Annotated in this window: 19 protein-coding genes and 5 pseudogenes; 11 read left to right on the forward strand and 13 right to left on the reverse strand. The window is 69.4% G+C overall.

Translation table 11 applies throughout. The features are described 5' to 3' along the window. Positions 1–7 precede the first annotated feature (7 nt). On the forward strand, positions 8–259 hold the full coding sequence (locus EHO50_RS09355) for a hypothetical protein (protein WP_128429425.1): 252 nt from the start codon (positions 8–10) through the stop codon (positions 257–259). 35 nt (positions 260–294) lie between these two features. Here EHO50_RS09355 and EHO50_RS45985 read toward each other — a convergent pair. Next, positions 295–405 (reverse strand): annotated as a pseudogene (locus tag EHO50_RS45985) (DUF6980 family protein); the annotation flags it as partial. Between EHO50_RS45985 and EHO50_RS09360 the strand changes: the two are divergent. After that, positions 360–685 (forward strand): annotated as a pseudogene (locus EHO50_RS09360) (saccharopine dehydrogenase); the annotation flags it as partial. The pseudogenes EHO50_RS45985 and EHO50_RS09360 sit on opposite strands and share 46 nt — an antisense overlap. A gap of 135 nt (positions 686–820) precedes the next feature. Here the strand turns inward: EHO50_RS09360 and EHO50_RS09365 are convergent. Continuing rightward, positions 821–1852 (reverse strand): DUF6215 domain-containing protein, encoded by a 1032-nt coding sequence (locus EHO50_RS09365; RefSeq protein WP_128429426.1) that lies wholly within the window; start codon positions 1850–1852, stop codon positions 821–823. A gap of 412 nt (positions 1853–2264) precedes the next feature. Further along, complete coding sequence (locus tag EHO50_RS09370; RefSeq protein ID WP_164904803.1) at positions 2265–3548, reverse strand: DUF4241 domain-containing protein; 1284 nt, start codon at positions 3546–3548, stop codon at positions 2265–2267. A gap of 178 nt (positions 3549–3726) precedes the next feature. On the opposite strand from EHO50_RS09370, the gene EHO50_RS09375 reads away from it, so the two are divergent. From EHO50_RS09375 to EHO50_RS09405, 7 genes are all read left to right on the forward strand, one after another. Continuing rightward, entirely contained in the window at positions 3727–4941 is a 1215-nt protein-coding gene (locus EHO50_RS09375; protein ID WP_246101094.1) for a hypothetical protein, read from the forward strand. 146 nt (positions 4942–5087) lie between these two features. After that, entirely contained in the window at positions 5088–5639 is a 552-nt protein-coding gene (locus EHO50_RS09380; RefSeq protein WP_128429428.1) for a hypothetical protein, read from the forward strand. A gap of 698 nt (positions 5640–6337) precedes the next feature. Then, complete coding sequence (locus tag EHO50_RS09385; RefSeq protein ID WP_128429429.1) at positions 6338–8518, forward strand: PKD domain-containing protein; 2181 nt, start codon at positions 6338–6340, stop codon at positions 8516–8518. Continuing rightward, the gene (locus EHO50_RS09390) at positions 8518–8988 is read left to right on the forward strand and encodes a MauE/DoxX family redox-associated membrane protein (protein WP_164904804.1); all 471 of its coding nucleotides are present in this window, start codon (positions 8518–8520) and stop codon (positions 8986–8988) included. The genes EHO50_RS09385 and EHO50_RS09390 overlap by 1 nt, the downstream gene beginning before the upstream one ends. 34 nt (positions 8989–9022) lie before the next feature. Continuing rightward, complete coding sequence (locus EHO50_RS09395) at positions 9023–12166, forward strand: S8 family serine peptidase (RefSeq protein ID WP_128429431.1); 3144 nt, start codon at positions 9023–9025, stop codon at positions 12164–12166. Positions 12167–12217: 51 nt separating this feature from the next. Next, positions 12218–13465: a zinc metalloprotease gene (locus EHO50_RS09400; protein WP_128429432.1), complete on the forward strand. Its 1248-nt coding sequence runs from the start codon at positions 12218–12220 to the stop codon at positions 13463–13465. Positions 13466–13499: 34 nt separating this feature from the next. Continuing rightward, positions 13500–14429 carry a hypothetical protein gene (locus tag EHO50_RS09405; RefSeq protein WP_128429433.1) on the forward strand — a complete coding sequence of 310 codons (930 nt, stop codon included), beginning with the start codon at positions 13500–13502 and terminating at the stop codon, positions 14427–14429. Between the two features lie 503 nt (positions 14430–14932). On the opposite strand, the pseudogene EHO50_RS45990 reads toward EHO50_RS09405, so the two are convergent. The 8 genes and pseudogenes from EHO50_RS45990 to EHO50_RS45585 form a co-directional block, all read right to left on the reverse strand. Then, positions 14933–15055, reverse strand: a pseudogene (locus tag EHO50_RS45990) (tetratricopeptide repeat protein); the annotation flags it as partial. A gap of 260 nt (positions 15056–15315) precedes the next feature. Further along, positions 15316–18555 carry a tetratricopeptide repeat protein gene (locus EHO50_RS09415; protein ID WP_128429434.1) on the reverse strand — a complete coding sequence of 1080 codons (3240 nt, stop codon included), beginning with the start codon at positions 18553–18555 and terminating at the stop codon, positions 15316–15318. Positions 18556–18574: 19 nt separating this feature from the next. Continuing rightward, positions 18575–18904, reverse strand: a complete 330-nt coding sequence (locus EHO50_RS09420) for a trypco2 family protein (protein WP_128429435.1) — start codon at positions 18902–18904, stop codon at positions 18575–18577. Between the two features lie 234 nt (positions 18905–19138). Continuing rightward, complete coding sequence (locus tag EHO50_RS09425; RefSeq protein ID WP_128429436.1) at positions 19139–19972, reverse strand: NAD(P)H-binding protein; 834 nt, start codon at positions 19970–19972, stop codon at positions 19139–19141. A gap of 990 nt (positions 19973–20962) precedes the next feature. Continuing rightward, on the reverse strand, positions 20963–21412 hold the full coding sequence (locus tag EHO50_RS09435) for a hypothetical protein (protein ID WP_128429437.1): 450 nt from the start codon (positions 21410–21412) through the stop codon (positions 20963–20965). A gap of 95 nt (positions 21413–21507) precedes the next feature. Further along, a complete protein-coding gene (locus EHO50_RS09440) occupies positions 21508–21870 on the reverse strand; it encodes a hypothetical protein (protein WP_128429438.1) in 363 nt (120 codons plus the stop codon). Positions 21871–22001: 131 nt separating this feature from the next. Continuing rightward, a complete protein-coding gene (locus tag EHO50_RS09445) occupies positions 22002–22577 on the reverse strand; it encodes a peptidase inhibitor family I36 protein (protein WP_128429439.1) in 576 nt (191 codons plus the stop codon). An 805-nt stretch (positions 22578–23382) separates the two neighbouring features. Further along, on the reverse strand, positions 23383–23514 hold the full coding sequence (locus EHO50_RS45585) for a hypothetical protein (protein WP_281288178.1): 132 nt from the start codon (positions 23512–23514) through the stop codon (positions 23383–23385). 330 nt (positions 23515–23844) lie between these two features. Here EHO50_RS45585 and EHO50_RS44890 point away from each other — a divergent pair. Beyond that, positions 23845–23994 (forward strand): annotated as a pseudogene (locus EHO50_RS44890) (endonuclease/exonuclease/phosphatase family protein); the annotation flags it as partial. A gap of 7 nt (positions 23995–24001) precedes the next feature. Here EHO50_RS44890 and EHO50_RS09455 read toward each other — a convergent pair. After that, complete coding sequence (locus EHO50_RS09455) at positions 24002–24973, reverse strand: CU044_5270 family protein (protein ID WP_128429440.1); 972 nt, start codon at positions 24971–24973, stop codon at positions 24002–24004. Beyond that, entirely contained in the window at positions 24966–25598 is a 633-nt protein-coding gene (locus EHO50_RS09460; protein ID WP_128429441.1) for an RNA polymerase sigma factor, read from the reverse strand. Before EHO50_RS09460 ends, EHO50_RS09455 begins: the two co-directional genes overlap by 8 nt. A 100-nt stretch (positions 25599–25698) precedes the next feature. Here EHO50_RS09460 and EHO50_RS09465 point away from each other — a divergent pair. After that, positions 25699–25908: pseudogene (locus EHO50_RS09465) on the forward strand (metallophosphoesterase family protein); the annotation flags it as partial. Between the last annotated feature and the right edge of the window lie 492 nt (positions 25909–26400).

Here is a 26400-nt window from a genome sequence, read left to right on the forward strand (position 1 = left end):
AGAGAACATGCACACCGAGCACGGCCTCACAGACGCCCAGCAGAAGGCCTTCGAACAGAACAGAGCCGACTTCGCCGAGCTCAAGAAGCAGATGCGCGGCTTCGCGGAGACCGCGAACTCGCGGCTGGACGCCAGCGACCTGCGCCGCGACCTCAACCCCAATCACTGCCTCCTCTGCTCCTGCAGCGAGTTCCGGGGCGCTCCCGGCGAGTCGTGCACCTGCGGTCACGAGATGACGAGCCACGACGGCTACTACTAGCGCCCCTCACTGGACCCAGTTGATGCCATGACGCGTCAGTCCTGAGGCAGTGCGGCGAGCCAACGGTCGTCCTGGAACTCGGCAGGGACCTCGTCCTCCTGCGGATCGATCCCGCGACGTTCCAGCTCGTCGAACCACCGGTCCCGCTGCGACTCGGGCAGACGCCCACCGCACCAGGGACAGAAGTCGATCGTGATGCTCTTCCTGGTCGACGTCGTCGTGCGCTCGGGCGGCAGCGAGCGACGTGCTGTGGCGAGCGGCCAGGACATCTACGCCGTCACCGGGCCGCTCGTCGTGGAAGCGGTCGACCGCATCCTCACAGGACGGACCAAGGTGGTCGGTGTCGCCTCTGCCGGGGAGATGTTCGATGCGCCTGATTTCCTACGCGCGTTGTCCTCGCACATCCACGTGGAGCTGCATCTGTAGGGTCAGACTGCGAGTGCGGGACACGGCACTTTGCGAGGCGGCCCGCGTCGGACTACCGATTCCCTCACCGGACTGATGCCGTCGTCGGCGGCGCGACCGGGCCATTCCTTCAGCGGCCGAAAAGTCCTGGACGTCTCATCGAGCAGTCCGTTCGGGGATCGTCGGCAGAACCTTCTCAGCGATGCCGAGGAGAACGCTGTCATCCGGGAGGGCTCCGGACTCGCTCCACACAGTGACGTCGAAGTAGCCGCCCTGGTCCTTACGGTCGAGGGCCACGGTCAGCGTCCTGGCCAAGGGACCTTGTTCGACCGGTCCGCCGGATCCGCCGCTCCCGAGATTGATCTCGAGCTTCATGGTGTGATCCGAGGCGAAGACCGCGGGCCGGCCGAGAACTGTGAGCGTCTTGATGTCCTGCTCGTTCCCGTACTTCATCAGCTTCACGTACTGGTCGGTCGTCAGGTCGTTGTATGTGGCCGAGACGTTCACGGTGTACGTGTCGAACCTGACCTCGGCCTCCGGCTGGGCGACCTTCCCATCGGTCAGGGGAGCGGTGTTGCTGGTGCCGGAAGCAGTGGTCGCGGTCTCTCCAGGCGTTCCAAGGAGCTCGGCCAGGTCTGGCCGGTTGAGCGCCTTGCACAGCTCATCGCCTGTCACAGGCTGGGGCGTGTCCTCCTTGTAGGCCTTCGGCAGCTTTTCGAGCTCCCCGTCCGAACACGACGCGGGCTGCGGGGTGTTGTCGTCGGACGGCATCACGCGTGGGCCCACCCACAGCGCGGCCGCGAGTGCCCCGAACAGGGCCACGGCCGCGATGGCCTGACCCCACACGTTGGGCTCCTTCTCCGGAGTGCCCGGGCCGGGACGCGAGCCGGCTCCGGCCTGGGGCTGGGCCTGCGGCTGGGGCTGGGGCTGGGGCTGGGCGGCAGCATCGGCCTTCGCCCCGTCTGCGGAGGTCGCCGGACTCGGGTTCCGGCGTGCGCGCAGGGCCCGGACCACCACGTAGACGCGTATCGCCGTGAAGACGAGGAACACCACGCCGAGACCGGCCGCGACCCGATCGTGATCGTGGACGGCGAGATACATGATGCGTACTCCCAGGACGGACCCGATCGCGATGAGCAGGGGCTCGCGGACCCAGAAAGGGAGGAGACGGAGGAGGAAACCGAGCATCCGGCGATCTCATCAGTTCAAGACCATTTTCGCCGTGGTGGAAGCCACAGTTCCGGGCACGTAGGCAGAGGAGCCGTCTTACTGGATTCGGCGGGCGGCTCTCCGGGGCTGCGGATGGCGTGCGCAGTGAGCAGGGTGTGCGCGGCGGCGGTGGGGTGCCCCTGCTCGGCGGCCTGGTCGGGGTCCGGCACGGCCTCGTCGACCAGCTGGGCACGTCGCCAGTCGGCACCGATCCAGGCCGAAGCCGGGCAGTGATACACCGGAGTCTGGCCAGCCCCAACCTGCATGGCCCGCAAGGGAGTTACACGCCGGCGTCGCGTCGGGAAGCCCGGCAGTTGCGTGGGCCAGGTGTCCTGGGGCCTGCGCAGCAGGACCCACCGCGGCGAGGCGGTCCAGTCCTGCTGCGTGCGCTCTACGCGTTCCGCTGCGAGCGGTCGGGCAACAGCTTCTGATGGCGCAGGATCAGCATGTCGGCGATGAGGCACGTGACCTCGCCGTCGGCGTCTCGGCCGATCCACACCGGGTAGGAGCCGTCTCCCATGCCGCTCGGGTAGGCGATGAGGTTGCCCCCGGACTTCGGGTCGTCGAGGACGAGGATGCCGTCGCTGTTGTCGTCGTACGGGACGGTGTCCTCTTTGCCGGTGAGCCTGCCCGCCGCCGCGGCGTCGACGAAGCAGCCGGTGCCGGTGTCCACGCCGAAGCCGTAGAACTCGCCCTCTCGCAGCGTCCTCGGGTCCTGACCGGGACGCAGCGCCATCTCCCAAGCCACTGTCGGTTTGTCGGAGACGACGACGCGCGCCCCGGTGAAGTCCTCCATGTGCAGCGCCTTGCCCCAGTGCTCGGTCGGGTAGGCCGCAGTCGCGATCTGCGTGCGGTAGCTGCCGGGCGGTACGACCACGGTGAACGGCTCGCCGGGATCGGTCCAGCCCGGGTCGCAGGCGACGATCCGACCGGTCGGCAGCCGCAGCGGTCCAGCGTCGATGACGCGCTCGACGACGTACGGGCCGGTCGCGTGGGCGTCCGGCGGGGAGAACCGGGTGCCGGGCGTGAACATCTCGGCGAGGTGGCGAGGGCGCAGAGGGCTGGGCGGATGCCAGGCGGGGGCGGTGACGTGACCGTACTGCTCGTTTCCCGCCGGGGCGTCTTGGTCAGGGGTTTGCGTCGGTGTGTCGCGCAGGGCGACGTCGCGTACGAGCCCGCCGGTAGCGAGGGCAACCGCCCATCCCCAGTCGCCGAATGCACAAGTCGGCGCCCAACGCTGCTCGTCCGGCACATCGGCCAGGGTGTGCATCGAGCCACCCCCGATGCCCTTCGGTTCGGAGACCTTCCGGCCCTTGCCGTTGGGGTAGAGGTCGGTGAAGACGCGACCCGCGTTGTCCGCGAACTCCTTCATGTCCTCGGTGTCGTATCGCCACTGGGCGATATGGCGGCAGAAGAGCCGATCGGGTTCCAGGCGGCGCAGGTCGAACTCGCGAGTGCGGCGGCCCTGGTCGTCGTACGCCCACACGCCGACATAGTCGTGCGCCCACGCGATGTTCAGCACGGCGATCGGCTGGGGGCGCTCCGGCTCGTGCAACACCACGGCGTACTGCTCGCCCGCGGCGTCCCGACTCGCGGCCCGCTCTCGGCTGAGGGGTCCGAGGACCGCACGGGAGGCGGCGTCCCAGTGCTCCCCGTACGTCACGTCAATGATCACGTTGATCTCAGCGTCGGAGAGGGTGTACCTGTCACAGTGCTGCTGGTGTTTCGGCAGTCGAGGCGCTTTGACGGGTCGTGAGAATCCCGACGTCCGCGAGGTGCAGCGCGTTTCGGTGTGGGTATCAGCATCGGATCCGGGAGTGCCGGGTCGGGCGGATGCGACGGGGGCGGAGCGAGTGGCGAGAGAGGCATGGAGCGGCAGTGCCGGGATAGAGGCGGCCGACGCGGTGTTCGAGTTGATGAGACGGCTCATCGACAAATTCCGGGACAACCCGCCGGTGACACCGCTGGTGGTCCTTCAGGCCGGCGAGGAGGACGACACCGGCACCCTGGACCGGCGGGTCGCGCAGGTCGTGGAGTTCGTCCGGCAGGGCCATCAGCCGCGGGGGCTGATCGCCAAACGGCTGGAAGGTGGCGGCGGGGCGGACGCGTACTCCTCGGCGATCGACATGGTGCGGCAGATGTGCGAGCACCCCTGGGACAACGAGAACCAGTCGCAGTACAAGCCGTTCGGCTTTCCGCGCTCGCGGCTGCTGCGCGCCATCGAGCAGGCCGCGCCGGAGGTCGGCGGGGACGTGAGCACGGTGTGGTCCGCCGCCCAGCGCCGCGAACGGCTGATGCGGCGGCTGGCCGAGCTGCGCTGGCGGCCGGGGCGTGATCCGGACGACACCGACGAGGACAGGCGCATCTCGGCGCTGACGGACACCTTCGGCGCGGTGGTGAACCCGTCCGGTTTCGTGGGCGCGATGTTCATCGCCTGCCTGAGTGTGCTGCTCGGCGAGGGCGGATGGCAGACGGCGGTGTGGGGTGGGGCCCTGGCACTGGCGGCGTTCGGCGTGGTGCACCTGCTGGCGCGCAGCGCGCCACCGCTGCTGTGGCTGCGCCGGGCCAGCCGGTGGTTCGCGACCACCACGTTCCTGGCGCCTTCGAGCGACCGGCCGGAGGCCGCGGAATGGTCCCGGTGGCGGCCGACGAAGTCCTGGGAGACGATCCGTGGCCGGGCCTTCGCCGTCGCCCAGCAGGTGGTGGCCGCCCAGGCCGGTGATCCGACGGCTCGTCAGTTCCATTTGGAGCTACGGGTGTTGGCGCTGCTCGAGGATCTCCGCGACAACTTCCGGCCCCGGACGCTGGACCTGCGCCGCCGCAAGCGCACGGTTCCCCCGGTGGTGTATCTGCCGTGCGCCACCGAGGACGACGGCGGACTGCTGTTGCTGCGGGCGATCAGCAACGTACGCACCCGCCGCAGCGAGGTGGATCCACTGCTGGTGCTGGCCGCGATACCGGCTACGCGCAGGTCATCGAACTCGCCCGGCCCGCCCGCCAGAAGAAGCACACCGTCAGCATCTTCACCCACACCAACTTCGCCACCACCTCCCTGTCCGACGCCCTGAACGCGGCCTGCCTGGTCCACGAGCAAGTCGGCTTCACCGAGGCCCACGCGGAAGCGCTCTCCGCCCAACTCACCCTCGCCCAGTTAGCGCTCGGGCAGAAGGGCGTGCAGGTCCGGCGGGCGCTGGCTGTGTTTGTCACCGCTTGCGTGCGTGGCCGCGGGCTCTCCGATCTCGCACGGCAGATGCTGGACAAGTCCAACCCTGCGCTGGAGCGTGCCCTGCGGGCACTCGCGCAGGATCTGCGCTCGGCGGGAAGCGGGCCCGGCGCCGATATCGACCGCCTCGCCGAAATCGTCACCGGCGCCTACGCTCGTGTCGGAACCTTCCGCGGCCAGGAGGCCTGGCTCCAGGCCGCCCCCACCACCCGCCGCGCACTGCGTCTGCTCAAGCAAGGCCTGAGCCTCACAGCGGTGGCCGAGGAACTCCACCGTGCCCGCGACGAGACCGTGGTGGGCGACACGCGGCCGCGGCCGCGGCCAGTACAGGTGATGAACCTCCACCAGACCAAGGAACGCGAAGCCGACACCACCATCCTGCTGCTCGCGGACGACGAGTGGTACGGCCCCGAAGGCGAACCGTTCCCCAACGGCTCCCGGCTGCTCTACGTCGTCATGACCCGCGCCCGCCACACCGCCCACCTCGTCGTCCCGGGCAGCTTCCACCCTCTATGGGCACCCCTCATCGCCGCCCTGGAGTAGCCACCCCACCCGCTGCCGCGTGGCCAGCGCGCCAGCAGTCGTGTGGGACTCCTGTGTGAGGCGGCACTCCACGTGCGGGAGAAGGTGCAGCCAGACACGCTGATGCTCTGCTGGAGACCCGTCCTCGCAGGTCTCCAGCAGAGGCATCAGTCCGCCTGTCCAGCGTTGAAGGAGCTGCTCAGTCCGGGGCGGCGCGGACTAGAGCTGACCGGTCGGACGCGGCACTCATGGTTGTGAACTGGCCGCCAGCATGATTCCGCTACCCCAGGTGAATGACCCCGGGTCTGCACGGTGCACCGGCGCGGGTAGGACAACGGGCGGGTGGAGCACACCACTTCGGACCCATCGAGGGACGTGTTCCCCTCAACCCGCGGACTGACAAGCCCAGTTCACCCCCTGCAGCGGGAGAATGGTCCAGAATGGGCGATTGACGCCGTCCGTCGCTCTCTGGATGCTGTGGCCTTGCCGAAGCGGTGCCGCTCTTGTGGGACGCACTGCTTGAGGGGGGACTCATGGCTGTCTTGTACGTACGCGCTCATTGGACGGATGAACCGCCCCTGGGCGCAAACCAGCAGGCACCATCGCCCTCCTGGGCCGGACAGTACGCGGGGGTGGTACCCCGGGTTCCGTTCGCCACAGCCACGCCGGGCCAACCGCCGGCGCCGAAGTTCCCGTGGCCCTCCGGTACGACCGGGCCGGTGCGGGCCGACGAGCGGTACGCGGTGTGGGTGCCGCTTGTGCAGCATGCGGACCTGGACCAGTCGAGGTGGGCGGAGGGGCCCAACTGGGCCGGGTCGCCGCCGCCTCCCTGGCCCAACTCGGCCGGGACGCCGACCGTCCCGCCCAGTCTGGGCACCCTCGACGAGGGCTTCAACAGGAGCGGCACCGGTGCTGTGGGCTTCCGGGTGGACCGGCTGAGGCTGTTTCAGGACGTCAAGCCCGGCAACGATTTCGTCTTCTCCGTCGTGGCGCCCGACGGAACCCTCATCGGTACGGAGCCCTCCGCCGTTGGGTGGACGAACTGGCTGACCGTGCCTGCCTCGGTTGTGGACGGGGCGGGGTTCTGGACGGTTGTCATCGACCGTGCTGTGGGCAGCAGCGTGCACGCACCCGCGCTGCTTCCGGCGCCTGGCTCCCCTGGGAATACGGTCGGGGAACCGTACGTGTCGCCGTACGGGGACCTTCACGAGGGCATCCTCGGGGTGCAGTTCGAGGGTTCGGAGATCTTCGGCTCCCCGCATAGCACGGCCACCGCTGCCACCGTCGTTGGGGACTGCAGTGATGGTGTCCGCGGGACCAGCACCCTGCGGATCGATTTCACCCCGCCTCTTCCGGTGGGAACAACGTACGCAGTCACCTGGTACCTGGGGACCAAACCGCCGCTCTCGACCGGCAACCTCACCGTCGCTGGTACCCCCCTACCGAGCGTCGAGACCACAACGGCCTACACCCCCGGCACGTACCACCCGGGTGCAGCCGTCACCGTCACTCCGCCCGGCGTGCCGACACAAACCTTCAACCTCGTCTTCAGCACCGGCCCTGCGGGCGGCGTCGTGGTCGCCCCCTGCCCCGCAGGCATCTGCCACGATCTGAAGCTCACAGCGAACCCTGCCTCCCCCTGCTCCAGCGGCGGCGCGGCTGTCCTGGTGGACATCACCGCCGTCTTCGCTCCCGCCACGCCCTCCTTCACCGGGCCTGTGGCATGGCAGGTACGGGATGCCGTCACCAACACGCTGCTGCCGTTCCCGCCCAACGCGCCGCCGCCCACCGGACCGACTCTGAACTACAGGTTTCCCTCCAAGGGACGCTATGAGGTCACCGCGAGCATCGAGCGACCACCCGGCTGCTCACCCCGCACCGCGCACAAGACGCTCGCTCTCACGATCGGTGACTGCGACTGCGCAGTGTTCATCGGCGACTTGACCGCGACCCGGGTGAATGGCTGCACCTTCTCCTTCGCTGCCCCCGTCCGGCCATCGCCCACCGGCGCCGCCCTGACCTTCATCTGGGACTTCGGATCCGGCCCCGACCCCAATGCTCCCAACTCTCCAGTAGCCACTCATACATACGCTCCAGGCAGCACTGGCTCGCAGACGGTCCGGCTGACGGTCACCAGCCCGGGCTGCAGCGACACCGTGACAACCACCATCGATGTCGACTGCCGCTCCGGGCCACTGCGTTGTCCTGAGCCGTCGGGGGCCATCACCGCAACCGAGACGAGCGCTTGCGTCTTCGACTTCGCACTGCCGGTCCACAACCCCGACAGCCGACCGATCAAGGTGACCTGGGACTTCGGGGACGGCAGCACCTCGGTAGGCACCGCGGTCTCGCACTCCTTCACATCCAGCGGGCCCTTCACCGTGACCGCCACACTCAGCAGCGAAGACTGTCCTGACCGCACGACATCCACGACCGTGAACTGCACACCCGGCAGCGGGCCGCCGCCGGCGGGCGGGGGCTGCGCCTGTGACGTACTGCTGTGGATCGCTCTGGGCCTCACCGTCGTCGCGGCCGTGTTCACCGCTGTCGCAGTCTGCGCCAAAGTTCCGTATCTCGGCTTCGTCGCGGGCGGCGCCATGCTGCTCGCTGTGTTCGTGTATCTGCTGTGGGCCGGATTCTGCGCTCGGATCATGCCGAACGCGTGCCAGCTGCTTCATGTGCTTGAGTGCATCCTCGACTGGGTCATTGCGGTGGTAGTGCCCCTGGCCGCCCTCCTCATCGGCCTGTTCACCGCAGACGTGATGTGTGGGCTCGCCGTGGCGGCCACGGACATCGAGTTCGGCATCCTGCTCATCCTGGTGCACGAGACGCGGAAGGCGCTGAAATGTCCGCCGGGGCCGTCGTGTTTCGGAATCCCGGCCGTTCCCGGCAGGCCCTGATGGACCCCGCATCCCTGACCGTCGCCCGCGTCGCTCTCGCCGTCGTGTGGGTCGCCGCCAGCGTAGCCAAGGCGACCCGCCCTGCCGCCGCTGTCGCCGCCGTGCGGGCACACCGTCCGGTGGTGGTGGCGGGCGCGGCACGGCAGGTGGCCGCGGCAATCGTCGCCGTGGAGCTGGTACTGGGGGTGCTGCTCGCGTCGGGGCTCGCGGTCCGGGCCGCCGCGGTGGCCAGTTCGCTGCTGCTGCTTGCCTTTACCGTCTCTGCCGTCTCCACTGCGGCGTATCCCCTGCCGGGGGCAGGCGTCGAGCCCGGTTCGGGGTGCGGGTGCTTCGGCCGAACAGGGCGGCAGCAAGGAGCGCGCCTGCAGGCTGCCCCGTCCAACCCCGGGTACATCGTGGCCCGCAACAGCCTGCTGGTCGTGGTGTCGGTGGCACTGGCCCTGCCGCCCGGCCACAGCCATCACCCCTAGGCGCGGCCTGCGGCCGCGAGCAAGGAGAGACTTCATGATCGAGCTGAGTCCGCAGGCCGCCGCGAAGATCGACACACGCCTGGCCCATCTGCTTGCCCTGAGCGAGGACGAACTCAACGATCTCGTGCGAAACGAACGGGAGGCCCTGCGCACGTGGCTTGTCCGTCACCGTCGTCCACCTGGCCTGCATCGCTCCGGGCATGGCGGCCGTGGCAACGAGCAGCCCGATGCGGAGCCGGTCAGCGACAGCAGCGGGGATGTGGCCGGGACACGCGGCGAGGAGGAGCGCGTGCCCGCCCCGCCTGTCGCCCTTGCCACCGGGCTCCACCTGCCCCCAAGTCCCCCGGCCGGGGAATTTCCCATGCAGCTCGACCGCGCGTACGTCTCGGTGTTCATCGAGTCCCAGGCATCCCTGCGCGACCTGGAGCGCCTCGGAGCTGTCCTCCGCAATCAGCTGTGCGACCTGGTCACCGCCTACATCCCATTGGAACTCGTGCCTCGGCTCGCCGAGTCCCCCGCCGTCACCGCTATCGAACTGTCCCGTCCAGTGTTCCTCTCTCTCGACGGCGCGCTGGCGTACTCCCAGGTGGACCAGGTGCAGGCGGGGCCGCCCCCGCACACCGGTGCCGGTGTGGTGGTGGGCGTCGTCGACGACGAACTGGATGTCTACCATCCGGATCTGCGTGGTCCGGCTCCGGTGGCCGGCACTCGTGTGCGGCATCTGTGGGATCAGAACCTGGTCGCGGTGGCAGGCGAGAACCGTCCGCCGACGGGCGCGGCGCTGCCCGGGGTCATCCCGCTGGGAGGCGCCAGTTACGGAGTGGACTACTCCGCGCACGACATCAATGCTGAGTTGAACCGTCCTGCCGGGACGGCCGCGTACTCCGTGGTCCGGCACGGAGGCATCGTCGCCGGGCACGGCACCCATGTCACCGGGATCGCCGCCGGCAACGGTCTGGGCAGCGGCGCTCCTGCGGTGCTGCGCGGTGCCGCGCCGGAGGCCGACCTCGTCTTCGTCGCCCTGCGCCTGCCTGAGCCTGAGGTCCCCGCGAGCGACGCGGCCTCGGTCCTCGATGCCTGCATGTACATCACCGCCCGCGCCCAGCAGAGGCGGCAGCCCTGTGTGATCAATCTCAGCCTGGGCGACGGGCAGGGCCCGCACGATGGCTCCCTGCTCGGCGAGCGCTTCCTCGACCTGCTGGTCAGCGGCCCTGGCCGGGCCGTGGTCATCGGTTCCGGCAACGCGACGGGCGCCCAGGCACACGCCACCGGCACCGTGCCCGCAGGAGCCTCGACCGATCTCGTGCTCAGCTACGCCGCTGTGCCCGGCGGGCACATGAGCGACGTGATCGAGCTCTGGTACGACGGCCACGACCGGTTCGACGTGACGCTGACCGCGCCCAACGGCGCTGTCATCGGTCCGGTGGGGCCGGGCAGTTCGGTCCCGGTGGCCGGCGTGGGCTTCGGCATCTCGGGGCAGCTGCGCTCCGTCCTCCATGCCGGGACCAATGGAGACAACACCATCAGCGTTGTCCTCAACGTGGCGGTGGGTGCCTCGCTGGCGGGAGCCTGGACCCTCACTCTCACCGGCAACACCGTCATCAACGGCCGTTTCCATTCCTGGGTGGACGTGTACAACTCCGGTTCCAGCGCCTGGCAGCCACCGCACGTGGACGACGCCACCCTGACCCTGACCCAGCTGTCCACCGCCCGCCGGGCGATCACTGTCGGCAACCACACCAAGGCGGGCCCGCCCGCGGTCATTAATGCCGCCAGCGGTCGGGGCCCCACCCGCGACGGGCGGACCAAACCGGAACTGGCGACCGTCGGGACCAACGTGAGTGCGCCTCGCTCACGCGACATGACCAGCGCGGCACCGGGACCGCTGTACACCGCCATGTCCGGCACGAGCATGGCCGCCCCTCTGGTCAGCGGCGCTTGCGCACTCGTACTGGAGTGCCGCGGACCCCAGCTGACCGGGGCAGACCTCAAACAGATCCTCACCGATTCCGCGGGCACCCTGTTCGCTCCGCCGTACGCAGTGCCGCACCCAGGCTTCGGCTTCGGCTTCCTCCAGGCCGCCACCGCGTGCACGGCGCAGGCGGGCCCGGTCGACGTCTGGATACGCGACGCGGTGGGAGATACCGGGGTAGAGCCGTTCGTCGGCCCGGTGATGTGGGAATGCCCCGACATCGAGATCCTCGACATCCAGGGAAACGCCACACCCAACCCGCGCCACCACCCGGCCAACCGCTTCAACAACCGGATCCGGGTCACTGTCCGCAACCGGGGCACACAGACCGCCCGCAACACCGAGGTTTCCCTGTACTGGGCAGATCCCGCCACGAACATCCCCTATCCGCTCGCGTGGAACAGAAGCGGCATCTTCACCGGCACCCCGGCCGTCCCTCCGGCTCCCCCGCTGAGTGGCTTCACCACCCAGGGCAACCAGATCATCGTCCCGCGGCTGTCCCCCGGAAGCGCGACACGAGTGGAATTCGCCTGGGCACCACCGCCGCCGGGGTCCAGCCTGCGTGCCGACAACCACTTCTGCCTGCTGGTCCTCCTGGAGAACCTCTCCGACCCCTCGGGCATCGGAAGCAGCGGCTTCCCCGAGGTCGGCGCCCGCAACAACGTGGGCCTGCGCAACGTCCACGTCCTGCCCAACGCAACAGGCGGGGACGCAGTCTCCGGCTTCTACGTGGTCGGCACGGACGGCGAGGACGGCATCAGCGTGTCTGCCGAGCTGGCCGCCGGCGAGGTCACACTCAGCCTGCCCGTCCAGGCCCTCCCCTGGCGCGACCTGGCCATGATCGAGGAACTCGGCAAGCCGCGCGCCCCCTACGGCCACCCTGATCCATGGCCCGACCCGCTGGCCGACCGCGACGCGACCCTGGACGGCTCGCAGCTCATCGAGGAACTCACCGGCATCACGGCCGCACAGCGTCTCGAAGTGCGCGACGGCATCGCTTCGATCGACCTCACGCCCCGCACACCCCTTGGGGTGCCGTGCCTGCACCTGGCGCCCGGAGCACGCCTCCCGACCACGATCGGCATCGTCCGGCTCGACACAACAACGAGGCGACGACACGTCCGAGTGACCCAGTGGTCCAACGGCCGCAGGATCGGCGGCGTCACGGTGGAGCTGCGCAAGGGGATGCACGAGGAGAAGCGGTGAGGGGACGACAAGCAAGGCTGATGCAGACGTGCATCTAAGCGAGGGGGTGTCATGCCTGAAGTTCCATTGCCGTGCCGCGACAAGAAAGCTGCACTGGATCAAGCCGGGGCAGTCCTGGAGGCCCTGGACGAGGAATGGAAGCACACTGAGCCAAAGGACTCCGGGGCGAAGTCGGAGTATCTCGGGCAACGGCGCAAACTGCAGGAGGACCTCGCGGCAGCGGAGGCTTCGTACACATTGTGCGAGTCATTACACACGCCTCCGCCCGAGCCGATGGATCCGAGGCTGCGTGTGCTGCGCATCGAGGTCGTCCAGTCTCTGCAGTCCATGTCCAACTCCCTGCGGCTGGCGCGGGGAAAGGCAGCTGTGGCCCGGGTGTTCGTAGCCTCAGGGATCAACAACGGCTACAACGCAGGGGTCGGGCCGGGATATCAGGCCGGAGTGACCGGTGAGCTGCGGGTGACCGATCCCCGCAGTGGTGTCGAACTGTTCACCGGAACCCTGATCGGTACCTCATCCATCGACGCACCGCCCGCCCGCACGAGCCAGCGTGGCAATGCCTCACACTCCCTGAACTTCTGGCTGCCGGGTGAAGCGCTCGCCACCGACCATGTGACCTTCGAAGCGCGGGTGTTCGTCGCAGGAAAGGAGCAACTCGGAGGCGGCTGGGTAGCTACCGGGTCGACGACACTCGCACTCCCCGACAAACGCGGACCGCAAATCATGCAGCCGCTGCTCATCGCCAGCACGGTCGCGGGCACCACCGCACCAAGCCTGCAGGACTTCGTCAGGGCCTTGCAGGGGGCGCGGGACCGCTTTCCCATCAGAGACTTCGAGCTTGCCCCTCCCCTCGTGCTCAGCACCGACCGAGATCTGTCAACCAGGTCAGGCTGGTCCGGCCTGCTGCATGACATATCGAGCTGGACGGGTCTTGCGAGCCAGATCCCCGGGATCGTGGCAGGTCTCGTGGACGCAGGCCCCTTGCGAGCCGCTCACGGGATCGGCAGCCAGCGGCACTTCTTCTGGAACCGGCCCAGGCTCGTGTCCATACCGAGCGCCACCGTTCTCGCTCACGAAATGGGGCACACCTACGGCCTCGGGCATGCCCGGTTCTCCGGCAGCGAGGACCACATCGACAGCCGTCTCCCAGCGGAGGGACGTACGAACGAGACGGGGTTTCACATGTCCACCGGCCGGGCCATCCCGTCCGGATCACCCGAGATCATGGGATACGACGGCGCCGACAGCTGGCCCTGCGTAGCCACGTACGACGTGTTCTACAACGACATGCCGATCTGAGACATCCGTTCATTGCGCTGAAGGGACACATCACATGGCGGAACGGATCATGCTGGTGGGCAGCGTCACCGACGACGACCGTGTGGTTCTCGCCCCCGCCTTCCCCGCGCCGGAGGCCGACACGCTCCACACGAGCATCGAGGGCGCCGAGCACACCCTGAAGTTGGACTTCCTTGACACAGCAGGAACCCTGCTGCGCCGGCTTGTCCTGCCGATGGAACCTGTGTGCCTCCACCCCGGCGAGCACACACCGACCGGCGGGCATGAGACGTGGATCTTCAGCCTCCCCGTCGATGTCCCGCTGGGCACCCGGCGGCTGCAATTCCTGCGCCAGGGGCGTGTGCTTACGTCGCTGCGACTGCCAGCCGCACCTCCACGCATCACCCTGCGGTGGCGGCCGCCTGAGAACGCAGCCCAGGGAATCACCCGCATCGACTGGCACCCAGCGCCACGCCGTGAGATCGAGCGCGTGGAGGACGAGCGGCTTTCCTTCCTGGTCCTGTACACCACCGACGGACTCACTTGGCGGCCCGTCACGCTCCCATCGATCGTTCCTTCTGCCACCATCGACTTCGACTCGCTGCCCGGCGGCGAGGCATGCCAGCTACGGGTGGTCGCCTCCAGCGGGCTGCGAACGACCACGGTGACCAGCGCACCGTTCCGGGTGCAGGCTAAGGGGGTCCGGCCCTTCATCACCGTGGTCTCGCCAACCGGTCCGGTCCCGGCCGGGCAGCCGGTGGACCTGCACGGCCACGGCACGGACCTGGAATCGGGTGAGACCTTCCGGGACGATGCGCTGCAGTGGTACTCCACCGTCGACGGCTTCCTCGGCCGCGGCGCAGTGATCACCGTGCAGCTGTCCGCAGACGAGCACCGGCTCTTGCTGCGATACGGAGCGGACGCAGACCAGGTCGCTCTGTACGACATCAGCGTCACCGGCCCACAGCGTCAGCCGCGCGACTGACCGGCAACACACCTCCTGCCCAAGCCGGTTTGACTGGTCGCCTGAGCGCCCCATGCTCCACCAGCGGCATGACGCGGCGCGCCCTGCCACCGACTCGTCCACGAACCTTCCTTGTAAGACTCCGTCTGGGCACGAACCGCTGAAGTGGCGGTCGGCTGCGAACGGTCGCCGGCCCCCGACCTTGGGGTACGCGCAGAATCAGACACCGACGCAACCACACACGCTCCCGCGCCGGCTCTGCTCGCGGTGGTCCCGGTCAACGCGAGCTTCCCATCCCAACAACGCTGCATGCCTCCCGGCTATCAAACGACCGAGCTACGGGCACTGCAGGCCTTCAACACCGACGCCCATCTCCACCAACGCCACCGGCGGCTCCTCAAGCCTGAGCAGTCACCGCTCGCAATTGAGCAGGCCACGAAGGTGCCACAAAAACCGCAGGTCAAGCCAACCAAAACATTAGACCCAGCCGGGACTTCGACCAGGTCACGATCTGTCCGGTGTAAGGGGTGGTCAGCGCCCAAGGCCTGCGCGTGGACCTCGACGACCTCGCGGTAGGTCTGCAACGCCTCCTCCCAGCGTTCCAACTGGCCAAGTACGTAGGCGACTTCATAGCGGGTGACGAGGGTGGCGCGGCCGCCGACGCCGTATCCCGGCCAGGCCGGCCCCGGGGCCGGCCTGGCTCATTGCGGGCTCGGGTTTGGGTGAGGCGGAAGGAGTCGGTGCCGGTCTCGATATGTTCCCGCCGAAGGTGAGCCGGTCGACTCACGGGGGTGTCCTCGACCGTCGGGAGAGGTGACCAGCGTCGGGCTGACGCCCGCCTGTACCCTCCTTCAAAGAGCGTTTTGTACCGACTGGTGTGTTTGGTAACTAGGGCTCCGGCCTCGGCTTAGCCGTCGGTCGGCTGTTCCAGGAGCCAGGCGCGGACGTCCAACGCCTTCTCGATCTCCGGGTCCTGCGTGGCGTGGTCGTGCTCCACCTCGGCGATCTGGCGGCGTAGGTCGACGAGCTGGTCGATCGCCGAGACCGCCAGGTCGTGCCGGCCGGCGTCGATGCAGCACTGGGCGTAGCTCTGGAGGCCCCAGACCAGGTCGTGCACATGCGCCTCCGGCAGCGCCTGGGCGAGGTCCATGCGGAGCATCACGCACTCGGCGAACAGGGGCAGCGCCGCCTCGGCCGCGCCGGCGGAACTGACTTGGAGGCCCAGGTCGTGCAGGCTCATGGCGAGGTCCGCGCTGTGGGCCTCGGGTGACCGCTCGGCGAGGGCGCGCCGGATCTGCACCGCCTCGGTGATCGCGGTCAGCGACTCGGCCGGGCGACCCGCCTGCTGCAGACAGCCCGAGAGGTTGTGCAGGGCCCTGGCGAGATCGTTCTCGTGGACGCCGGGGCGGGACTCGGACAGGGTGCGGAACAGCCGTTCCGCCTCGGTGATCGCGGCCAGTGCCTCCTCGTGTCGTCCCACGTCGCCCAGCACGATCGCCAGGGTGTTGAGGCCGATCGCCAGTCCCGGCACATGGGCGTCGGGGTGGAGGTCGGCGAGGGCACGGCGGATGTCGACTGCCTCGCTGATCGGGACCGGAGCATCCTCGTACAGCCCCAGCTGGCTGTAGCGGTTCGCGAGGTTGTGCAGGGCGTCGGCGAGGGCGGGCAGGCAGCCCGGTTCCTCCTCGGCGAGGCCGCGCAGCAGGTCGACCGCTTCGGCGAGCACTGCCAGGGATTCCTCGTGGCGCCGTAGGGTCGCCAGGCAGGCCGACAGAGTGTTGAGGCTGCCGGCGAGGTCGAGCGCGTACAGTTCGGGGGCCTGGGCGGTGAGGTCGCGCAGGATATCCGTCGCCTCGGTGACAGCTTCCAGTGCCTCCTGGTGCCGTCCTGTCTCCCGCAGCCGGTTGGCGAGGCGGTTGAGGCCGAGGGCGAGTTCCGCTCGGGCGGGCTCGATCGGGGCGGTGCGCCGTAGCAGGTCGACGCCTTCGGTGACCGCTTCCAGCGCCTCCTGGTGGTGTCCGGCGTCGCCGCGCCGGTCGGAGAGCCCGAGCAGCGCCATCGCCAGGGCCACGGTGTACCGCTCCGGATTGTCCACCGCCGCCTGCCGGTAGCGCGGGACCAGGGCTTCGGCCAGGTCTAGCGCCACACCGGAGAGCACTTCGGTGCTGACCGGTAGGGCGTTGCCGAGCACACGCAGCAGCTCGACGTCGTCGGACTCGTGTGCGACCCGTGCCAGGGCCATCAGCAGCGGGGCCGGTGATTCCACGCGGGTGGCCACGGCGACCGCCGGCGCGGCCAGCGTGCGCGCGTGGTCGACGCACCAGCGGGTCAGTGTGTCGGCCACCCCCGGTCCGAGGGTGCGGTGTGCGGCGGCGCGGGCGCACACCGTCAGCAGCGAGGTCGCCTCCTCGTACCCGATGTGCGGGATCAGTGTCTCCACGACGCGGCGGCGGTCGCGGTCGAGTACGAGGCGGCCCACCAGCCGTTCGGCGAGCCGGTCGGGTTGGAGACACCCGAAGGCCGTGTGCCGGTCAGCTGCGGGGTACAGGCCGGTCAGCCAGGCCCGCACGGCGTCGAGTCGATCCAGCGGTTGGTCGGAGAGGCCGGGCACGCGGGTGAGGAACGCGTCGACGGCCTGCCGCTTGGGTGCCCCGAGGAGCGCCGCCGCGGCGATGGTGTCGATGAGGGTGGGCAGGCTCAGCCCCGGCAGCAGGCCGTGTGCGCGGGCCAGTGACTGCCAGTGGCGGCGTTCGTGGTCGAGCACGCGGTCCTCGGGCCCGCGCGGTGCTCCGTGGGGCGGTTCGTCCGTCGGGTGCGCGGCGTCGAGCAGGTCGGCCAGAGCCGTCATCTGCACCGCCAGGACGGTTCGGTCCTCCGGTGCCGACCGGCGCTCCGCCCGGCCGAGCCGCGTTGCGGCCGCCGCCCAGTCCTCGTCGGGCCCGCCGGGCAGGTCGCGCAGGGCGGCGGCGTAGGCGTCGACGGCCACCGTGTAGAGGTCGACGTCGTTCGGCTCCAGTAAGGGCAGCCGGCGTACGACGGCCGTGTCCGTGAGGTCGGCGACGGCGTCCCCCGAGGCGGCCAGTTCCTGCCACCAGTCCCCGCCGGTACGGGCGAGCAGCAGCACCTTGACGCGGCGTCCCCGGTGCGCGAGGTCGCTGAGCAACGCGGCGAGTTGGCGGACGCGTCCCTCGGCGTAGTCGACCACGACCAGCGTTGGCACGACCACGTCGGCGATCACCGACAGCTGCTCGGCGGCGGCAGTGGCCCGCGGCCACACGACTGCCCAGCCGTCCTCGGCGAGTCGCTCGCCGAACTGCTGGGCCACGCGGGTCTTGCCCTGCCCGCCGGGGCCGTGCAGCAGCCACACGCCCGTGCCGGGGAGGGCCGCCCAGGCCAGCAGCTCTTCCAGCTCGTCGTCCCGGCCGAGGAACGGTACGACGGCGCGGCGCGCGGTGAGCAGACCGGCCGGGGTGACCGCCGTGGCGCCGCCTGGCGACGGATCGTCCAGCTCGCGCAGTTCCACGCCCCGGCACACGGGCGATCCGCCGTGCTCGGCGAGTCGCGCGCGGAACTGGGGGTCGCGCAGCAGCATGTACGCCGGTACGGCCTCCAGCGCGGCGTGCGCGCGTCCGGCCGGGTCTGTGGCGATCACGCCGGTCAGTAGCTCGCCGCAGAACAGGGCGGCGCCGGACAGCCCGCCCCACGGCGACGGGCCGTCCGGCGGGTGGCCGTCCAGCTGCATCACATAGCGGTCGCCGACCATCCGGTCCCCCGCGTTGAGCCGACCGGACAGCTGGCTGACCTCCACGGGCCTGTCCGGGCGCTGCACCAGGTTCGGCACGCCCCAGCAGGCGCAGGAGATGCCGGTGCGGTGGGTGACGGTGCGCCCCCAGGGCGCGGCCTCGCCGGTCGGCACCCAGTGCGGATCGTCGAGCAGCACCAGGGCCGCGTCGTCGCGCCCGCCCGGCGTACCGCACCACACGACGGTCCCCGCGAACTCGCCGGGCCGTCCGGGCCGGAACACCGTGACCGCACGGCCCTCAGCCCGCCCCACATGACCGGAGGTCAGCACGAGGCGTGGGCCCACGAGGTAGCCCGAGCCGGGACCGTGCGAGCCGGTGACCGCCACCACCCTGTCCCAGTTCACGCCCGCGCCTCCCGGGTCCTCAGCGTCCGATGTGGTCGGACACGTCGCCCGGTCCGGCGGGCCGACGCGAGTCGCCTCCCACCAGCAGGTCCCCGCCATCGGCGCGGCGCGGGGTCAGCGAGAGAGTCACCCTGTGCGTCCTGCCCCGTGACACTCCCGCCTCCGCGTCCCCGGAGACCACCCAGGCCTTGAATCCGGCCTTGGCCTTGGCGTCCGTGCGCAACTCCACGGCGAGTTCGAGCTCGATCGTCCCGACGTCGAACACCACCTCCTGCCCGGCTCCGCGCGCGGCGGCGGCCAGCAGTTCGTCCCGCAACCCCGCGACCGCGTCGGCCAGTTCGATGTTCACACCCGTACCTCCGGTTTCTCGACCGAGCAACTGATCGGAACTATAAGGTCCTTGCGCGGAAACCGGCCCGTTCCCGCCATGGCCATGCCGACTGGCAGCGCGAGATCGACGCCGTCGAGACCGGAGCAGATTCCTGTCGGCTCGTGCGGGCCAAAGCCCGCGCCGGGCAGGCCGCCACGCTCTGATCTCGTGATCGCCGACCACCGGACGATCCACTCTCACCGGTTGGCCGGCTCAGCGGAATATGTGGGAATTCTCCTGGGCCCACTGCCGGAACGGCCTTCCCGGGTGGCCGGTGACCTGTGAAACTGTGTCGCGCACTGCCAGCAGTTCGTCATTGACGTCTGCGCCTGTGACCTCGAGCACCGCGTCCGCGGAGTCCTCTCCGAAGACGGCGGCCATCTGAGTGCGGGCCTCCTGTCGGCCGATCTCGATGAAGGGGACATTCCGCCCGAGTGCTGCCGCGATGGCTTCGGCCTGCTGCCGGGCTGTCACCGGCTCCGGACCAGTCAGGGCATACGTCCGCCCTTGGTGGCCGGGTTCGGTCAGTGCCGCGCGCGCCACCGATGCGATGTCCGCGGGGTGGATCGTGGGCAGTGCGGTGTCTGCATACGGTGCGCGGACGGCCTCACCGTTGCGGATCGACGCCGCCCACATCGTGGTGTTCGAGGCGAACTGTGTCGGCCGCAGGATCGTCCAGTGCATGCCGCTGTCCTTGAGCAGCTGCTCGACTGTCAGGTTTTCGCGGGCGGGGGCCAGGTGCGGGTGGGTCTGGACGGTAATGGAGGACACGAGTACCACGTGGTCGACACCCGCCTGCCGGGCTGTTGCGAGGATGTCGGCGTCAGGGCCCATGCGCGACACGAGGAACAGCGAGCGCACCCCGTCCAGGGCGGGCTTCAACGACTCCGCGACTGCGAAGTCGCCCTCGACGGCCTCGACCTCCTCGGGGAACGTCGCCCGTGAGGCGTCCCGGGTGAACCCTCTGAGCGGCCCCGCGCCGCATTCGTGCAACTCCCTGAGCAGCGCACTGCCGATGTTTCCGGTGGCTCCGGTCACGAGGATCATGAACATGTTCTCCCGCCGTCAGGTGATCAGCTTCAGGGCACGCTAGGAGCTCAATCGCACTTCAGGTCAAGAAGACTCCTGGCCCTTCCCGCTGCCCCACACATGCGCAGCGCCCGGCGCAGCTGGCGGACGATCTGTCACTGCCGTTGCCGCCCGCCTGTGTGACATCGAAACTCGCCGGCATTCAGAGGCATGCAGATCTGTGCCGGCGTTCGAACTCATCGGCGAACGGCACTGGTTGAGAGCGACGCGGCCAGCGGGTGTCAGGGGTGCATCAGGTTGATGCTGCGCCTGTGCTCCTGTGCGGGCTCGTCGAATGGGCCCTCGGCGTGGTCGTGCCGGACGTGGGCTGGGGGTTTCCGGTATTCCGGATCAGGCGCTGCTGCTTGCCCGGGCGGGTGTGCTGCCGGCCCCTGCACGAGTTCGGACAGCGTGTGCAGCGTGTGCGGGGCGGTGAGGGCTGCGGCCGCAGTCCATGCGTTCAGCGTGGTGTCGGGCTTGAACAGGCGGGCGGGAAGTCCACGTGCGCATCGTGTATCACGGCCGCCTGTGTGTGGTCAGGCGCGCTGGCATTTTTCGCCGCGGCCCGCGCTTGCCACCGGCGCGCTCGCCACCGCCGGGTGATCGCCGCCACGGCCCTGGCCGTGCCTGCCGTCGCCGACGGTGGCTGCTCGGCCGTCACCGACGTCTGCATCTGGGTCACCGGCGTCAGCCTGCGTCAGCGGGGGGAGCACCAACTCCCTGCGTCTCGGTCCGTTCGCAGTGGTGGGCGGGCGCCGTGTGCCGGACGCGGGGACAGGCCGTGCACGGCCCGGCCGTCGGCACCAGCAGTTGGTGGGCGGCTGTCATGGAGTTCTCCGAGAGCGACGTCGTGTACATCCGGGGCGGCGAGAAGATCGCCGGCGTGTCGGACTGCTGACCGTCTTCACCCCCCACACACAGAGTTGCGGCGGGTCGCCGTAAGGGCCGGTGACCCGCCGCAGCCCGTGCTCAGAACCAGGCGGTCCAGGCCAGGTCGTGGCCGTCGCAGGAGAGGAGGGCTCGCGACACACGGCCGTTGAGGTTGTTGCCCAGCTTCGTGTAGGCGTAGTTGATGCCTGCGTCGACGGTCTCGGAGACCCAGCCGTCGTTGCGGCTGGCGCCGTCGTTGGAACGCTGCAGCACGGCCGCGCAGTTCTCCCGGGAGTTCTCGATCCGGGCGAACGAGCCGCACTTGTCGGAGTAGAAGTACTTCAGGGCCATGTTCCCGGCGTACTGGGTGGGTCCGACCTGCCGGAACGTGCCCGTGCAGTAGTTCGTGGTGGGGTACTGCCCTTCCATCCCGTAGGCCCCGTAGTTGCCGCCCGAGAACGAGGCGGCGTGGGCGGAGGTCGGCAGGAGTGCCATCACCGCGGCGGCGCTCCCGGCGGCCAGCAGTGTCCTGAGCGATCGGCGGCTCATGAGCCCTCTTTCGTGTGTCGGCGAGTGTGGTGGGCGTGCGCGGGCGGCCGGCAGTGCGGCCGGTCCTCGCTCGCCGTTGGTGACCGTACGGTCGGTCACCCGGCCCGCGACACCTGACATGTATCAGGGTCCGGCACCTGGATGTCCTCGCATGTCCCGGTGAGTACGGACGGGCTCTCTTCGTGGGTGTGGTCGGCCGGGCGGTGCAGACGGGCCTGCCCCGCAGCGGCCATGGCCTTCAGCTCCATAGGCAGCCGCTCGGCTGTGTCGTTGCCTTCGCCGCGTGCGGCCTCGGCGAAGACCTTGGCCGGATCGTGGGCGGCGGTCCCGTCGTCCTGGGGCTCCTTCTGTCCCGCATCCGAGGCCGCACCTCGACCCGGCCGACCCGGCTGCCCGCCCGCAGGAGCAACTCCTGCGGCTCGGCCGTCCACGGCCTTCGTAGCGAGGTCCGCCGTCACGAGCCGGCCGTGTGCGGCCTCGCCCGCCGGACCGACCGGCTTGCTGGAACCGGATCCTGATGATCCGTCAGCCCGCAGAGCTCGAGACTACCCCTTTTGACCAGCGGGATTGGTGGAGTGCTGCTGCGGTGTCAGCAGGGCCTGACGTACCAGACGGGGGTCCAGTCATAGCTCGGGTTGCCATAGGGGGCGCCGGGCGTGACATGGATGACCGTACGGCTCTGGTTCTTGAGCAGTGCCTGCGTGCCACGGGTCTGGAGGTTGTAGTAGGAGCCCTCGCCGGTCCAGTCCTGCAGCGCGTAGTCCTGGCAGTAGTACAGGGCAAGTCGGTCGCCCATGCCCAGTTGCTGGCGGTACATGCAGAAGTACTCGTTGTCGCACTCCCACTGTGCCGCGGCACGGCTTTTGGCCGGCGTGCTCAGCTCACGCACGTACTTCTCGCCGGGAACGGTGACCGTCAGCGTGGCACCGTCGGCCAGGGCGATCTCATTCGCCGCGATCTGCCGTCCGTCGTGGCGGGCAAGGTAGCGGTCCACCTTCGCCTGGAGGGCCTTGGCGTCGTCTCGGCTGAGGCCGGCAGCGCGGGCCTGTTCGCCGAAGGCCGACTGGGTGTGGGTTGTCTGCGCGGAAGCCGGTCCCGCCAAGCTCACGGACAACACAGCCACGGCTGCAGCTGCGAGGGATGCGTAGCGCTTCAATATGGACATGCCATTCCTTTCCTGACGAAGCATGAGGCAACTTGAGAACTGGTCGGTCCGGGCGCTGGGCCGGCCCCCGGGCGGCGTGGCCATGAGCGCCTGCACGAGCAGGACTGTGGAGAGGCCGGGTCGAGATATGCCCGGCCTCCTCCCCCCTTTCCGAGTGGAGTTTGCTGCCCCATGCTTCCTGAGGCCGACGCAATACCTGAGCAGCAACGGACAGGGGGAACACCGGTGGTCACCCGGCATGCCAGCCCGCCGGTGAGCGGTGGGCTCACACGCCGACGCGCAGCAGCACGTAGGGGAACGTACTCGGCCTGCCCTGCCGTGTCTTCCTGACATCTGTCAGGAAGACACGGCAGGGCAGCCGGCGGACCACGCACCGGCGTTGACTGCAGGGCGCACTGGCTGCCTGCAGCCGGCTCCGGCCTCCCCCTGCTGCAGGCCCGGACCGCAGCCGCGAGAGCGGCCGGGCAGCCTCGACGCCAGACTCACCGCCCGAGATGAGGCTGTTTGCATCTGGGGCTGACCGAACCATCTGTTGCCGCCGCCGGCCTGCACGCTCCCGCCCGGCGGGCATCCGCCGAAGCGGCCCCGCCTCGAAACCGTGAGCGATTTATGAGACCCGGGGTCTTGCAGCCTTTCGGGGCTGATCTGGGCCGTGGGCGGATAGTGACAGCGGGGTCTGGCAACACCCGCCTGGCATCGGTACGCACGAACGGTTCCCCGTGCGGATGTTCGGTGGTGGAGCTCGGAAGTGCACGGCACCCGACCCTGGGGTGCCGGTAAGAACCGTGTCACCGATCCTGCTGGCTTATTGCGCGGTGGCCTCGACGGTGTCCTCCGACTTGCGGTTCAGCTTCGACTTGAGTTCGTTGAACCTCTTCCTGACGTGCGGCGTAGCCTTCGCGGCAACGATGCCCGCCGCGCCTACGGCTGCGACCACCTTGATCACGTTCTCAAGACGCGCTGCGGAAACTCGGCGTCCCGGCCGAGAAGGGCCGCACCTCGGCCATCCGCCGGCTCGTCCGGTCGCGAGTAGCAGCGGTACAGCGGCTGACGGTGAGATTGATCTTGTCAGCTAGCACAGCGATCGGCGGTCGTGGGGCAGTTCGGGCAAGCCCGCTGAACGGGCTCGTGGCGTGGCTGCGGTGACCGCGTGCCGGTGGAATTCCTGACTGACGAGCAGGCCGTTATCTGGACCTCTCGCGTTCTTTTGCCGTGCCGAGCTGGGGCTCTTTGTCCCTGACAGCGTCAGCGACATGCCGTTTCAACCCCGGACCGCCGTATCGACGTGGCGTTCGCGAGGCCGGGCGACGAGGTCCTCGGCTGCGGCATCCCCACCGACCTCCCGGAGGCAAACCTCAGGGCCGCCGGCGACCATCTGCCGGTGCCGGCGGCCCTGCGGGTATCGGCCGCGGGATAGCGGCGGCCTACGGGCGCTGCTTCACCCGGTCGACGATCCCCCACTCCACTACGTGCGACAGCTGGATGTACTTCTTCTTCCCGGAAGCCGAGATCCGCTCGTCGCGGAAGCCCAGGAATTCATACGACGCCGGGTCGAAGATCAGGTACTTGCCTTCGTAGGACCCGCGCTCGGTATGGGCGATGCCCACCCCGGTCCGCCCGGCGGAGTCCTTCACTCCCGGGATCGTCTTGACGCCGGGCACAAGGGCCAGCGCCTCGTACGCCGCGGGGCGCAGTCCCTGGGGCAGCACCAGGTTCTTCAGGAGCTCGCCGAGCAGCCAGTAGGCCTCGAACCGCTCGAGCTTGTCGAGATCGCTGATCGACCGGTCGTCGGCGCGGGAGCCGAGGGAGATGATGGCCGAGATGAGCTTCTCCGGGTCTTGGGGCAGTTTCTTCAGCTCGCTCCACTTCCGGGGTGGCCACACCCCGCCGCCCTTCCCCGCGGGCTCCTCCCACATCTCGCGGCCCAGTTCCATGGACAAGGAGGGCTTGGAGACGTCCACCGAGTCCCACATCTCATCGGTGTAGGTCTTGACCTTGCCGGTCTTCTGCTCCGTCTCCTTGATGATCCGCTTCGAGTAGATGAACTGGTCGTCGCGCGGCGCCAACGGCTCCTTCTCCTGCTCGCGCTCCCACGCCGCCGCCCCGTTCAGCACCGTCGCGGCGGCGTTCTCCACCCGCGGGGTGCTCGTGCCCGGTGCGCCGTCCTCGCCGGAGCCGTCCGTGCCGATCAGCACCGCCGTCCCCGTAACCGCCGTGGCGACCACCGCGGCCGCCGCGAGGCGCAGTGCATGGCGGCGACTGGGGCCGGTGCCGGTGCGCTGGTCCGCGTGGGCCATCGCGTTGAGCAGCTGGTGCCGGGCCCGGTCCCGGGCCGGACCGGTGAACGGGGCCGCGTCCGCGTCCCACTCCCTCAAGAGTTCGAGTTCGTCATTCATGGTCGGATACCTCTCGCAGTGCCGTCGGATCGGATCCGCCCAATGCTTCGCGCAGCTTGCTGCGAGCCCGGTGCAGCCGTGATCTGACCGTGCCCACGGGGATACCGAGGGCCTGGGCCGCCTCCCCGTAGCCGAGATCACCCCAGGCCACCAGCAGCAACACGTCCCGGCGCCGAGCGGGCAACGCGGCCAGCGCCGCCGCCAGCTCGCGGCGTACGGCCCGCGCCACCACCCGGTCCGCGGCCCGGTCGGCCAGCGGCTCGTCGTGGTCAGCGAGGGCCGGGACCCGGGCCATGGCCTTGAACCGGCGGGCCTCAGCCCGCCGATGCCGGCCGACCAAGTTGGTCGCTATGCCAAACAGCCAGGGCCGGGCGTCGGCGCCCGCGCCGCGGGCCGGGTCGTAGCGATGCCGCTGCTGGAATGCGGTGGTGAAGGTCTCCGCCACGACGTCATCGGCGACCTCGCCGCCGAGGCGGCGGGCCGCATAGCGGTGCACGGCGTCGGCGTGCCGGTCGAAGAGCGCGGCGAACACCTCGGGCTCATCCCGGGACCGCGCGATCACTGAGGCGTCGCTCTCCGCATCGGCACGCGCGGTGCCGATGCCGACGCCTGGTCCGACGGTCATCGGGGCTCCTCTCGTCCAAGGGACGATGCTCGAATACTTGGGCTTTCACCTGTCCTTCGCCCATCGCGCCGAAGCGGTTCCCTCAGACCCCCTCGGCGACACCGTGGTCTGCGGCCACACCCACATGCCGTTCGTCCGCCTCGCCCACGGCCGGCTCGTGATCAACCCCGGCAGCATCGGCATGCCCAACGGACGGACCGGCGCGCACTGGGCCCGGCTGGGCCCGGGCGTCGAACTCCGCACCACGCACTTCGATATCGAGGCCGCAGCCACCCAACTCGACCAGGACTCGTCCTATCCCGACATTGCGTTCTCTGGGTTTTGTGTGGGTGGTGGTGAGAGTGGGTGGTAATGTTCTGGGGTGGGGTGTTACGGGGCTGGTCGGCGGTTGTTTGTGGGTGGGTGGGCCGCTGTCATGAGGTGAGAGATTGATGGGCGGAACCACCGTCGTGGGGCTTTGTGTCATGGCGGTGATGCTGTCTCGGGTTCGTGAGTTCTGATGCGGTGAAGTGGGCCGGGTCAGGTGTGATCGTGGGGTGGATCAGTACTGTCGCCTCCCTCGACCATGGCGGGTCAGCGCATGGACGCCTGCAGAGGTCGGCCCCGGTTGGCTGCCCCTCGTGGTGCCCCTCGCAGTGCTTCGGCTGGCACAGCTCCCTGCGGCGGCGGGCTTCCTTGAGGAAGGCGAGCGCGGTCTCGGTCACGGTCAGCGTGGGGTCAGCAGGGCGACCGCCTGGCCAGCCACCCGGGCGTACCGACGAAATGGGGCTGTGTGGGTGACGAAACGCAGTCCGTCGTCGGC

Origin of the sequence: Streptomyces cyaneus, assembly GCF_004028635.1 — a bacterium.
GTDB lineage: Bacteria > Actinomycetota > Actinomycetes > Streptomycetales > Streptomycetaceae > Streptomyces > Streptomyces cyaneus.